Source organism: Staphylococcus sp. GDY8P119P, assembly GCF_017892075.1.
Lineage (GTDB): Bacteria > Bacillota > Bacilli > Staphylococcales > Staphylococcaceae > Staphylococcus > Staphylococcus ureilyticus.
The window spans coordinates 167,260-180,979 of record NZ_JAESKJ010000001.1; the positions used below are offsets into that span (position 1 = coordinate 167,260).

The 13,720-nt window shown below is 33.6% G+C and carries 10 protein-coding genes; 6 read left to right on the forward strand and 4 right to left on the reverse strand.

The window, feature by feature from the left end:
* Positions 1 to 51: 51 nt before the first annotated feature.
* Positions 52 to 1,473 carry an SLC13 family permease gene (locus KA830_RS00765; protein ID WP_064209234.1) on the reverse strand — a complete coding sequence of 474 codons (1,422 nt, stop codon included), beginning with the start codon at positions 1,471 to 1,473 and terminating at the stop codon, positions 52 to 54.
* Positions 1,474 to 1,625: 152 nt separating this feature from the next.
* Here KA830_RS00765 and KA830_RS00770 point away from each other — a divergent pair, with 152 nt between their 5' ends.
* The 3 genes from KA830_RS00770 (at position 1,626) to KA830_RS00780 (ending at position 4,872) form a co-directional block, all read left to right on the forward strand.
* Entirely contained in the window at positions 1,626 to 2,822 is a 1,197-nt protein-coding gene (locus KA830_RS00770; protein ID WP_046208802.1) for a DUF819 family protein, read from the forward strand.
* An 83-nt stretch (positions 2,823 to 2,905) separates the two neighbouring features.
* Positions 2,906 to 3,478 carry a sugar O-acetyltransferase gene (locus KA830_RS00775; RefSeq protein ID WP_210134050.1) on the forward strand — a complete coding sequence of 191 codons (573 nt, stop codon included), beginning with the start codon at positions 2,906 to 2,908 and terminating at the stop codon, positions 3,476 to 3,478.
* Between the two features lie 377 nt (positions 3,479 to 3,855).
* The gene (locus KA830_RS00780; RefSeq protein WP_204196310.1) at positions 3,856 to 4,872 is read left to right on the forward strand and encodes a PTS sugar transporter subunit IIC; all 1,017 of its coding nucleotides are present in this window, start codon (positions 3,856 to 3,858) and stop codon (positions 4,870 to 4,872) included.
* A gap of 190 nt (positions 4,873 to 5,062) precedes the next feature.
* Here KA830_RS00780 and KA830_RS00785 read toward each other — a convergent pair whose 3' ends face one another.
* Positions 5,063 to 5,848, reverse strand: coding sequence for a putative hydro-lyase (locus tag KA830_RS00785; RefSeq protein WP_204179968.1), 786 nt, complete (start codon positions 5,846 to 5,848; stop codon positions 5,063 to 5,065).
* Positions 5,849 to 6,072: 224 nt separating this feature from the next.
* Positions 6,073 to 7,764: a BCCT family transporter gene (locus KA830_RS00790; RefSeq protein ID WP_107365376.1), complete on the reverse strand. Its 1,692-nt coding sequence runs from the start codon at positions 7,762 to 7,764 to the stop codon at positions 6,073 to 6,075.
* A 172-nt stretch (positions 7,765 to 7,936) separates the two neighbouring features.
* On the opposite strand from KA830_RS00790, the gene KA830_RS00795 reads away from it, so the two are divergent.
* Together KA830_RS00795 and pruA are read left to right on the forward strand one after the other, a co-directional pair.
* Entirely contained in the window at positions 7,937 to 8,368 is a 432-nt protein-coding gene (locus tag KA830_RS00795) for a DUF4064 domain-containing protein (RefSeq protein WP_070037304.1), read from the forward strand.
* A gap of 345 nt (positions 8,369 to 8,713) precedes the next feature.
* Entirely contained in the window at positions 8,714 to 10,258 is a 1,545-nt protein-coding gene (pruA, locus tag KA830_RS00800) for an L-glutamate gamma-semialdehyde dehydrogenase (protein WP_204179969.1), read from the forward strand.
* Positions 10,259 to 10,366: 108 nt separating this feature from the next.
* Here the strand turns inward: pruA and KA830_RS00805 are convergent, their stop codons facing one another.
* Positions 10,367 to 10,921, reverse strand: coding sequence for a TetR/AcrR family transcriptional regulator (locus tag KA830_RS00805; RefSeq protein WP_064209242.1), 555 nt, complete (start codon positions 10,919 to 10,921; stop codon positions 10,367 to 10,369).
* Between the two features lie 148 nt (positions 10,922 to 11,069).
* On the opposite strand from KA830_RS00805, the gene KA830_RS00810 reads away from it, so the two are divergent.
* The gene (locus KA830_RS00810; protein WP_204179970.1) at positions 11,070 to 13,607 is read left to right on the forward strand and encodes an MMPL family transporter; all 2,538 of its coding nucleotides are present in this window, start codon (positions 11,070 to 11,072) and stop codon (positions 13,605 to 13,607) included.
* Positions 13,608 to 13,720 lie beyond the last annotated feature (113 nt).

The following is a 13,720-nucleotide window of genomic DNA, read 5'->3' on the forward strand; positions in this document are numbered from 1 at the left end:
TACGACGTGCTTATGAAAATATATGGTCATCAATTCTAATTAAAGTTTCAATTAGAGACCAAAAGCAATTGGTAACCAGAAATAAGCAAATAGTGATATGACAATAATGGTGAATATATTTAATATAAAACCAGCTTTTACCATATCTTTCATTTCTAATTCATCAGAACTAAATACCGCTGCATTTGGTGGTGTTGAAATGGGCAACATGAAAGCACATGTTGATGATACTGCTACAATACCCATAATAATGAAAGGGTCTTGGCTGATAGCTGCAGCAAATCCAATACTGATTGGCATTAACATATTTGATACGGCTGTATTAGACATCACTTCGGTAAGGAATAAAATGCCAGTCGTAAGCACGATAACAATTAAAATGAGTGGCAACGGTTTTACAACGCCTAGCATACCCCCAAACCACTTTGTTAAACCAGAGTCTTCAAAAGCAGCAGCTAACGAAAGACCGCCACCAAACAATAGTAATATACCCCAAGGGAGTTTACTCATATCATCCCAAACAAGTAAACCACCTTTGTGGGATTTAGCTGGAATTAAAAATAAAAGCACTGCACCTATCATTGCAATAACTGTATCTGATAAGTGGAGAGAAGATGGAAGCAGGCTACCACAAATCCATAATATACTGACAAATAGAAATACAATACCTGTTAATTTTTCTTCTAGACTCATAGGTCCTAAATCACGTAATGATTTTTTAGCAAAATCAGAAGATATTTGATCTGCATCTTCAATTTTAAAGAGCCATTTTGTCATTAACAAATATAATATGATAAGTAATATAATTGTTAATGGTAATGCAAAAATCATCCATTGTGCAAAAGAAACTGTTCTATTTAAGCTTGAAGAAGCGATTGCAGCAAAAACTGCATTTGGCACTGAGCCAATTAATGTTGCGAGACCACCTATAGAAGCGGAATAAGCGACCGTAAGTAATAAAGCTTTACTGAACTTATGTGCTGACTCAGGCTTTAAAAATTGTGCGTTTTGGATTTCATGTATTAAAGCCAATGCAATCGGTAACATCATTAAGGCTGTTGCAGCATTTGAAATCCACATCGATATAAATGCCGTTGCAATCATGGTACCTAAAATAATCCTATTGCTATTAGAACCCATCATAGCGATAATCGTCATAGCGATACGTTTATGTAAGTTCCATTTTTCAATTGCCAAGGCAATAATGAAGCCCCCCATATACATAAAGACGATCGGATCAGCATAAGCACTTGCAGCTACTTGTTCGTCTGTGCCTCCACTTAAAGGTAGTAGAATAAGTGGTATGAGTGAAGTAGCCGGAATAGGAATCGCTTCTGTAATCCACCACGTGGCGACAAAAAGTGTTACAGCAAGTACGGCCCTAGGAGCGTCATCTAGCCCAGTAATCTCAGGAATAAAATAAAAAGTAAGAAAAAGCAACGGTCCTAGTATCAAACCAATTTTTTGTTTCATAAAAATCCCCCTTGTTTGTACCCTTGCATTAGTAAGAATATCAAGTTGGAAAAGTAATGACAATTTATTTTTCAGAAAATTGTAAAAAAACAACTGTTTTATTGTTAGAATAAATTTAATCTTATGCATGCAAAATAAAGGGGAGTGATTTTATGGTTTTGGGTACACTAGTAGGAAAAGATGATACATGGGTATTATGGGCGATTATTATAGTTTGGGCCACAATAAGTATCTTTTTAGAACAACGATATCAATGGGCAAGTACGATTTCAGGAGCGATTATTGCATTGGTAGGAGCGATGTTACTTTCTAACTTTAAAGTTATCCCAACGAGTGCACCAGTTTATGATACCGTGTGGGATTATATTGTTCCTCTATCTATACCGTTGCTACTTTTTAGTTCAAATATATTAAAAATTTGGAAAGAAAGTCGGCGATTATTATTTATTTTTTTAATCGCGTCAATAGGGACCATGATAGGGACAACTGTAGCTTTTATTATATTAAATCATTCAGTACCTTATTTATCAAAAATAGGGGCAATGATGACTGGAAGTTACATTGGTGGGGGAGTGAATTTTGCGGCCTTAAGTTCCAAATTAAAAACGCCTGGAGAAATGGTTTCATCCACAGTTGTTGCAGATAATAGTGTCATGGCATTATATTTTCTGTTATTAATTGCTATACCATCCATTCCGTTTATAAAAAAACATTTTAAAACACATTATCATAGTGATCATACACCGGCAGCACAACAATCATTTTGGCAACCCAAAAAAATTCAATTATTAGATATCGCATTTTCAATCGCTGCAGCGATAGCAATCGTTGCAATCAGCTTTAAACTTTCTGAATTAATACAACATGTTGTACCTCAAAGTAATTTGCTCTTAACTATACTTGTGTCATTTTTTGGGGATTTCTATCTCTTACTTACAACTTTAACACTTGTCATCGTTGCAATTTGGGGAGACTTCTTTGAAAAATTAGCAGGTGCCTCTGAAATTGGAACATTCTTAATTTATATTTTCTTTGTTGTCATAGGTACACCAGCCTCGTTTGTTACGATTATAAAAACGGCACCGTTGTTATTTATTTTTGTTATGATAATTTTAATCTTTAACTTGGGTTTGAGCTTGTTGTTAGGAAAATTATTGAAATTCAACATTGAAGAGATATTACTTGCAAGTAATGCAACTGCTGGAGGTCCTACTACTGCAGCTGCATTAGCTATTGGTAAAGGTTGGACTGATTTAGTCGGACCTATATTAATTGTAGGTACATTAGGTTATGTGATTGGCAATTATGCAGGTACATTAATGTATCAATGGTTATCTTATATTGCATAGTGGTAAGACAATTATTTAGAAATATCATGACGCGATGATATAGTTAATCTGGTGAATTATTATAGATGAGTGAGGGATGTAATATGAGGGAAAAAGAAAAAATGTTAGCTGGACAATGGTATGACGCAAATTACGATGAAAATTTGGATAAAGAAAGAAATATAGCTAAAGACTTATGCTTTGAATTAAATCAAACGAAACCTAGCAATAAAGCAAAGCGTCAAACTATTTTGAAGACATTGTTACATGCTGAACCAAATAATTTGGAATTATTAAGTCCGTTTTATGTCGATTATGGTTATAACCTTTTTTTAGGTGAACAGGTGTTTATCAATCATGATTGTTATTTTATGGATGGTGGTAAAATTTTTGTGGGCAATCATGTGTTTATTGGACCAAAATGTGGTTTTTATACTGCGATACATCCATTAGCATATCAAGATAGAAATCAAGGATTGGAACAAGCGTTACCGATAAATATAGGAGATAACGTATGGATTGGCGCAAATGTCATAGTCTTACCTGGAGTAACAATAGGTAATGGCTCTGTAATTGGTGCGGGAAGTGTTGTATCTAAGGATATTCCTGAGAATGTAGTTGCAGTTGGTTCTCCGGCAAAACCAATAAAAACGATTGAAAACAACGCACCGACATGATGATATTAAATATTGAACTTTTTCGATAGGAGTTAGTGACATGATTCAACGTTTGCAACGGATCATGTTACGACTCTTTTTTATTTTTCAACAGGATAAATAAAATATTATTGCGTGAAATTTTAAAATAAATTAAATTTGTTTTAAAAAATGTTCCGCGGAGCTTAATTAGAAATTAATAAAATTGTTCGGAATATAATAAAAAATTATGTTAGAATATATAAATATGGAAATTGAAAAGTTTATATTTTGTGATTTTCAAATATTTTAATATTTATTTTTTGCAAGTAGCTTTGTCATCCATATTTAGAAAGGATTGAACGATTTATTGCACAAATTTATTGTGTGAGCAGTTCAAAGAAAGAGGAGAATGATTCATGGATATTTTAATAGGGACCTTGTTTTTAATCGTTGTACTAGTGTTATTTACATTATTTACATATCGTGCTCCTAATGGCATGCGTGCAATGGGAGCATTAGCTAATGCAGCGATAGCAACATTTTTAGTGGAAGCTTTTCATAAGTATGTTGGTGGAGATCTGTTTGGTATTAAATTTTTAGGAGATCTTGGTGATGCTGCTGGTGGACTTGGCGGTGTGGCAGCTGCAGGTTTGGTAGCTTTAGCAATCGGGGTTTCGCCTGTGTATGCTTTAGTGATTGCAGCAGCTTGTGGCGGTTTAGATTTAATACCAGGATTTGTTGCTGGTTATGCAATTGGTTATTTAATGAAGTTTGCAGAACATAAAGTGCCGGACGGCGTAGATTTAATAGTGGGTATTTTGATTATAGCGCCACTAGCAAGATTAGTAGCTACTGTAATTACGCCATTAGTAAATAATTCATTATTGAAAATTGGGGATATTATTCAAAGTTCCACAGAAATTAACCCGATTATTATGGGTCTTATACTTGGTGGCGTCATTACACTTGTTGGAACGGCACCATTAAGTTCCATGGCATTGACTGCATTATTAGGTTTAACTGGGATGCCAATGGCAATTGCAGCCATGGTTTCATTTGCATCATCTTTCATTAACGGTACGATGTTTAATAAACTTAAACTAGGAGATCGTAAATCTAGAATTGCAGTTTGTATTGAACCATTATCACAAGCAGATGTTGTGTCAGCCAATCCAGTACCCGTCTATACCGCTAACTTTATTGGTGGTGCTTTAGCAGGTGCGGTGATAGCATCATCAGGTATGATTAATGATGCGACAGGTACAGCTACCCCGCTCGCAGGTTTTCTTGTTATGTTCGGTTTCAATAACCCGATAAAAATAATTATTTATGGCGCCATTGTAGGTGTTATAGGTTTAATCGTAGGATATGTATGTTCAGTTTGGTTTAAAAATTATCCAGTCGTTTCGAAAGAAGAGATAGAAGCACGATAATGCTACGTTATAAGTAAATGATGTAAATGTTAATCTTAAAATAGTCAACCGTGTTTCATACTGATCATAAAAACCATTATAAAAATGAAAAGCAGCATATAGCAGCCATTTAGTATTTGTGGATGCTATCATGCTGCTTTTTAAATTTCCATCATTAAAATTAGTGTGTAAAAATGTGTATCATGTGAAATTAATCGCTTAACTGACTATCTGGGACGTCAGTGATAAACATATGTCCTGGTGCATGTGTAATCATCAATTCTGGTTTAGCATCTAACGCAACAGATTGAGGCGTAACACCACAGCCCCAAAATACTGGTACTTCATTTTCTTTAATCGTGACAGGTTCGCCAAAATCAGGATTTGTTATGTTTTCGATGCCAATTGTTGATGGATCTCCTATATGTATTGGCGTACCATGAACATTTTTAAAGTGTGTCGTAATTTCTGTTGCTTTTATAGCTTGTTGTATAGTCATCGGTCTCATACTAACAGTGATATTTCCTGAGAAATGGCCACTTGGTGCGGCTGGAATATTTGTTATATACATTGGAACATTATGTTCTTCTTCAATGTGACGTATTGGTAGACCCGCCTCCAACAAAGCATGCTCAAAAGTGAAGCTGCAGCCAATCAAAAAACTGACCATGTCATCATTAAATAAATGAGATATGTCAGTAGGAGATTCTACTAATTCGCCATAACGGTATACTTTATATTGTGCTACTTCATTTGTGATGTTAGCTTCTTTACCATAAGTAGGAAAAGAGGTTGAACCAATTTCTGAAACATCTAAAAGTGGGCATGTTTTTGGATTTCTGAAACAGAATTTTAAAAAATCATATGCATAAATAGAGGGTAATATGACTACATTAGCTTGGACATAACCTTTAGCCATTCCGCTTGTATGACCTGTAAGTTCATTTTTACTAATCATTTTTCTTAATATACTTGGGTGTTGGTTTTGTAAATTCATTAAGTGTTCATCCCCTTAAATTTAACGTCTTAGCTACATTTTAGCAAAAAGTAGCATATAAGTTGTATAAAATGTTCAGAATCTTTTGGAAAATATAAAAAGACATCGTATTGAAATTAAAGTACATTTGGATTTCAATACGATGTCCGTTTGTGATATTTAATACTCAATTAAACAATGGTAATTTATTGGGTCAGCTGGATGAGTTTAAACAGTATGATAGATTAATCATCTTTGTTTTTGGTATCTTTATCATGGTTTTTGCCATTATCGTTATGATTACTTGGTTCATTTTCTTCTATCGGGGAATCCTCATCGGTTTCTAAATGATTTGTTTCGCGTTCTTCTAGTGGTATAGAATAATCTTTATCATCATTGATGTAGGTCATTTTAAAGTGTTCTGTTGGTTCTCTTCTCAATGCACGCATTAAAGAAAAAATCATGAGTAATAAAATAATTGAAAATGGTAGACCTGTTACAACTGAGGCAGTTTGTAAACTCGTTAAACCACCTGCAATTGTCATAGAAACAGATATAGCACCAATTAATATGCCCCAAATAATTTTATGTTTGATTTTAGGATTAGCAATACCACCAGTTGCCATACCCGCAACAATATGTGTAGTAGAATCAGCACTTGTAATGATAAATATAAAGATAAGTGCGATTGCTAATGCACTTGTGATGTCAGCGATAGGAAATTTGGATAATAATTCAAAAAGAGCAACAGTATAATCCTTGTCGACAATATTAGCGATATTGTCGTTACCATTCAATGCTATTTTAACAGCTGTACCACCAAATCCAGCTATCCAAGTAAATGAAATTAAAGGTGGGATAATTAATACACCAATAACAAATTCTCTAATCGTTCTACCGCGAGAGACACGAGCTACGAAACCACCAATAAATGGTGACCAAGATATAACCCATGCCCAATAGAAAACAGTCCATTGTTGTATCCAACTGTTATCGCCTGTATATGGGCTGATGCGTAAACTATATTCAATGAAATGACGTAGATAATCACCGATTGCTAATGTATAAGATTCTAAAATAAATTTAAAATCACCAAAAATAAACATGAAGATAAGTAATATTGCGCCTAAGCCAATATTGATATTACTTAACCATTTTACACCTCTATTTAAACCAGTAATCGCTGATGTTAAAAAAATACCTACCATTAAAATAGTGATTGATATTTTGGTAACATTATTGTTAGGAACGTTAAAGACATGTTGTAGCCCACCACTAATTTGCATAATACCTAAACCAATAGATGTGGCAATCCCCATTACTGTAGCTATAATGGCTAATACATCTATCACATTTCGATATGGTCGTTTATAAGATTCACCAAATACAGGTTCCATCGCCGTTGAAATGAGACCATCACGTTTTTTTCTAAATTGGAAGTACGCCACTGTTAAACCGGCAATTGCGAAGATAGACCATTGAGAAATACCCCAATGAAAAAAAGTATAGCCCATAGCAACACGCGCTGATTCTGAAGAAGCGTCTGGCGTTTTTCCAGGAAATGGAGAATGTAAATAATGCGTTAATGGTTCTGCTACACCCCAAAATACAATGCCGACACCCAAACCTGCAGAAAAGAGCATCCCAATCCAAGACATCATAGAAAATTCAGGAGCTTCATTATCATCACCCAATTTAAAGCGACCATAACGTGAAATGGCTAACGCAATTAAAAATATATCTAAAATAAAAATAATTACTAAAAACAGCCATCCAAAACTATTTGCTATATAATCGTAGACTTGTTGTGCGTGATTACCAAAACTTTTAGGGAAAATACCTGCAATTAATGTAATAAGTACAATAATTGCAACAGATATCATATAAACAAGATTTCTATGTTTCTTCTTTCTGTCGTGTGCATTTTTGTCACTCATAATAGTGTTAAATCATCCCTTTGTTTTCATTTATATTAAGAAATTACCCTAATACAATGACACTATTCATTGAAAATGCTAGCGACTATTATAATATGGATGACGTTGCATGATTCATATTTTTATGGGTATAGAACATATGAAAAATTATAAATTGCAAAGGAGGTTGCATATGAAACGTACTTTGGAAAAAGTACTAATTTGGCTAGGAATTTTCATACAATTTGTACTGATTTTTTTAATGGCTATTGCTGCACCATTTTTAAACGATCGGAGTTTTAAACGTTCATTAATGGGTTCTTTTAAAAATCAAGATGCTATTAGCGATAATTTAACTCAAACAGAAACATCACAATTATTAGATAGTATTAGTCAATTATTTATCGTTGCTTTAGGCTTAGTTATTGTAACGACAATCTTAGCATTAATATTTGTTTTATTAATCAAGAAGATACCAAAAACTGCAGGTGTTGTATTTATATTACTTGCAATTGTCTGTGTGTTTACATTAAATATATTTACAGCATTGTTATGGCTAATTGCAGGCATCATACTGTTAGTTAAAAAACCACATAAACATAATAAAAGTCAAAAAAGTACATAAAAATTAAATATTGTTTGTTGACTTGATAAATGTCATTATTCAACGATGGTTGAATTGAATGGACGTTGTAACAATTTTAATGTGACATTATACGAATTAAACACTTTCTTTAAGTTCATAAATGTAAAAAAATTTAAAGAAAGTGTTTTTTGAAGTCACTTGAACGATATAAATCAAGCGCAATACAGTTTTTTAAAAGTAAAAGTTAGACATAAAATACGATTTATTTTTATAAAAGTTATTGTAAGCGATTGCATTTGTTGTGTGATACCTATACAATGAAAATAAGAATGGAATTTTTCCATTTTAGTTTTCTATTTACAAACTTACATGGGGGTAGAAAAAATGGTTGTCAACTATACAAATGAACCAGGCATTGACTTTACTGATAATAGCAATGTCGAATCATTCAAAGAAGCATTAAAGAAAGTTAAAGGTGAATTAAATCAAAAACTTCCGTTAGTGATTAATGGGGAGAAAATTTTTACTAAGGATACATTTCAGTCTATCAATCCTGCGAACACTTCTGAAGTTATTGCTGAAGTATCAAAAGCTACAACAAAAGAAGTAGATAAAGCTTTTGATGCAGCTAATGAAGCTTATAAATCTTGGAAACGTTGGACGCACAAAGATCGTGCTGAATTTTTAATTAGAGTTGCAGCTATTATTAGACGACGCAAAGAAGAAATATCAGCAGTGATGGTGTATGAAGCTGGTAAACCATGGGATGAAGCAGTTGGTGACGCAGCTGAAGGTATTGATTTTATCGAATATTATGCTAGATCAATGATGGAATTAGCAGACGGTAAACCAGTATTAGATAGAGAAGGCGAACACAATAAATATTTTTATAAACCAATTGGTACTGGGGTAACAATCCCACCATGGAACTTCCCATTTGCAATTATGGCGGGTACTACTTTAGCGCCAGTTGTTGCTGGTAATACAGTTCTTTTAAAACCTGCAGAAGATACCCCGTTAACAGCGTATAAATTAATGGAAGTATTAGAAGAAGCAGGTTTACCAAAAGGTGTTGTGAATTTTGTACCAGGTGATCCAAAAGAAATTGGCGATTATCTTGTTGATAGTGTTCATACGCACTTTGTTACGTTTACAGGTTCACGCGCAACAGGTACACGAATCTTTGAAAGAGCTGCAAAAGTTCAAGAAGGACAACAATTTTTAAAACGTGTTATCGCTGAGATGGGCGGTAAAGATGCGATTGTTGTTGACAAAGAGATCGATACAGACTTGGCAGCAGAATCTATTGTTTCATCAGCGTTTGGCTTCTCAGGTCAAAAATGTTCTGCTTGTTCACGTGCGATCGTTCATCAAGATGTATATGATGAAGTATTAGAAAAAGCAGTTAAACTTACACAAGATTTAACTTTAGGAAATACAGAAAATAACACTTCAATGGGACCAGTTATTAACCAAAAACAATTTGATAAAATTAAAAATTATATCGAAATTGGTAAAAAAGAAGGTAAGTTAGAACAAGGTGGCGGTACAGATGGTGCTACTGGTTACTTTGTTGAACCTACGATTTTCTCTGGACTTAAATCAAGCGATCAAATCATGCAAGAAGAAATCTTTGGGCCTGTTGTTGGTTTTGTAAAAGGAAAAGATTTTAATGAGTTATTAGAAATCGCTAATGACACAGATTATGGATTAACAGGTGCAGTTATTACTAATAATCGCGAAAACTGGATTGAAGCTGTTAAAGAATATGACGTTGGTAACTTATACCTAAACCGCGGTTGTACTGCAGCGGTTGTTGGTTATCATCCTTTTGGTGGTTTCAAAATGTCTGGTACAGATGCAAAAACAGGTAGCCCAGATTATCTATTACATTTCTTAGAACAAAAAGTTGTTTCAGAAATGTTTTAATTGTTAACAATCGGCTAGGATAACATTTCTAGTAAAATAAAGATTCTGGGATAAATCCCAGAAAAATAGCACTCAGATGATTTATTCAATTCATCTGAGTGCTTCTTTTTATTCATCATTAACTTGAATATTAATCATTTTATGAAAAAGTGCATCAATGGCTTCATACGACATATTACTATTATGTTCACGCATCCATTCCATAAAACCGTATAAAGTCGCACCGTAAACATAAAATACTAAATCTATTGGAACGCTTTGGTCAACCGTTATACGGTGTTCGTTTGCTTTAATATCATTTTGCAGTATACGGATAAAATGATTTTCAACTGTACGTTCAAATTCTTTATCGTCTTCTTGTTTATGCTTTATTTTACTAAAATCGTCAATGTGTGTGACGGATTGTTCCATGCTAGTAAAAGGGTTATTGATACGATCTTTAATATCTGTGGAAAAGTAATCTTGAGTTAAGTAAGTCATTAAATAAATAAGTAAATCGTATTTATCATAGAAATGCTTATAGAAGGTTGTACGATGAACTAACGCTTCATTGCAAATTTGATTAACAGAAATAGTTGAAAACGCATATTTTTCTAATAGTACATATAAGCTTTGAGATAATGCCCGTTTTGTTTTGATTACACGCAAATCTTTTTCATTCATTCTACAATTCTCCTAATCTGTAGTTTAAATATACGGAATTGGATATTTAGTTCTTTTTTAAATAGGGTAAATCATTATAAGATGTCAATAGAAATAATCTACAGTATATGTATAAACTATAACGTTGATTAATTAAGGAGGCAATAGTTTGGCGAAATTTTTATACAAATTAGGTTCATTTGTTGCAAAGCACAAATGGTGGAGTGTTGTTGCTTGGGTGATTATTCTTGCAGCAATTATTATACCGCTTACAATAAGTTCACCTAAGTTTGATAATGATATAACTATGAATGGATTACAGTCATTAGATACGAATGACAAAATAGAAGACGAATTTGGGCAAGACAGTGAGAAAGCTCAAATTAGAGCAGTCTTTAAAAGTGATTCAGATAATGGCATAGTGAAGCAAGATATGACTAAAGATATCAAAGATACATTGAAAGATATTAAAGATGATGATGGAGATATTAAAAATATCTCAGACCCTTATGACAATAAACAAATCAGTGAGGATAAATCGACAGCCATCGCTGATATTAATTATGATGTGTCTGCAACGTCATTAAAAGAAGATTCAAAAGATAAAGTGAAAGACCAAGTTGAAAAATTAGAAGATGAGCATAATGTACAAGTAGAACTGATGGGTACAGGTATGGAATCGACTGAAATTGGCGGTTCTTCTGAATTAATCGGAGTGATTGTCGCATTTGTTGTACTTCTAATTACGTTTGGATCGTTTATTGCAGCAGGTATGCCAATCATTAGTGCTTTACTTGGTTTAGGCACGGGTGTAGGTATCATATCGTTATTGACGTATGCATTTGATATTCCAAATGTTACTTTAACATTAGCGGTTATGATTGGTTTAGCAGTAGGTATCGATTATGCACTATTTATTTTATTTAGATATCGTCAAATTGTTAAAAGCGAACCAAATCATATTAAAGCAATAGGTTTAGCTGTAGGAACTGCAGGTAGTGCAGTCATCTTTGCAGGTGTTACAGTCATTATTGCTGTTTGTGGATTATCACTTGTTGGTATAGATTTCCTAGCCGTAATGGGCTTCGCTTCTGCAATTAGTGTATTTGTCGCAGTGATTAGTGCATTAACTTTATTACCAGCATTGATTAGTATTTTCCATAAGCAAATTCATCCTAAACAAACGAAAACTGAGTTTGAGGGAGATGTAGATACGAAATGGTCCAAATTTGTAGTTGGAAAACCACTTGCAGCAGTGCTTATTGGACTTATTATCTTAGTTGTAGCTGCTATACCGATTAATGATATGCGTTTAGGTATACCTGATGATGGTATGAAACCAGCGGATACAACTCAGAAAAAAGCATATGATATTGTATCTGATAAGTTTGGAGAAGGATATAATGGTCAAATTGCAATGCTTGTCAATGTGAAAGATCAAAATGATAATCCTGAAGCGTTGCAAAAAGATTTACAAAGTTTGAGTAAAGATATTAATGATATGGATAATGTGAAGATGGTTGCACCGCCACAATTGAGCAAAAGTAAAGATTATGCATTAGTAGCGGTAATTCCTGATAAAGGTCCAAATGCTAAATCTACTAATGATTTAGTTCATGATTTAAGAGATTATAATGATGACGCTAGAGACAAATATAATTTCAAAACCGAAGTATCTGGACAAAGTGTAATTAATATAGATATGTCGCAAAAATTAAATGAAGCTATTCCATTGTTTGCTGGCGTTATCGTAGCATTAGCGTTCGTACTATTAATGGTTGTCTTCCGTTCTATCATTATTCCACTAAAAGCAGTTCTAGGTTTCGTCCTTTCTTTAGTGGCAACATTAGGCTTTACGACTTTAATAATGCAAGAAGGATTTATGTCTGAACTGTTTGGCGTAGATACAACGGGACCATTACTAGCTTTCTTACCGGTTATTACAATTGGCTTGCTCTTTGGTCTGGCGATGGATTACGAAGTATTTCTTATGTCTCGTATTCATGAAGAGTACAGTAAAACAGGTAATAATGAGCACGCGATTAAAGTAGGTATTAAAGAAAGTGGTCCAGTCGTTGTTGCGGCAGCACTTATTATGTTCAGTGTGTTTATTGCATTCGTCTTCCAAGATGATGTAATGATTAAATCTATGGGATTATCACTTGCATTTGGTATATTGTTTGATGCATTTATCGTACGTTTATTATTGATTCCTGCGTTGACACAATTATTTGGAAAAGCGTCTTGGTATATGCCTGCATGGTTAAATAGAATATTACCTCACGTAGATATTGAAGGGCATGCTTTACAAGGCGAGATGCCTGCATCTAATTATGCACATATCAATCAGTCTGCTGGTAATGATAGTTATGATCGTACATTTAGCATCCGCAAACAACAAAACACATATAATGAAGAAAATAATACAATATCTGTGGATCAAAAAACGAAAATGTTATATAACGAAATTGCACAACAAACAACGCAACGTGCATTTTTATATGAAGCTTTAAAATCATATAAAAAAGATTTAGCACAGTCGCAAAATGAAAGTGAACAATCAACATCCTTCGCTACACACGAAGAGAATAAAAACGAAAGTACGCGTGGCCGTGAAGATGATGAAATTGTTAAGCTATTAGCACAACAAAGTGAAAACATTCGACATTTAAATGAACTAATTGAAAAAACAATTAATAAAAAGTAAAAATTCCGGGAATTAACACTGTTCTCAGAAAAATACTAATCCGTTGTGTACGGATTAGTATTTTTTTTATTTATAATATTCCTAGAGCTAAAGTTTTTTTAAAAGTCTGTTGG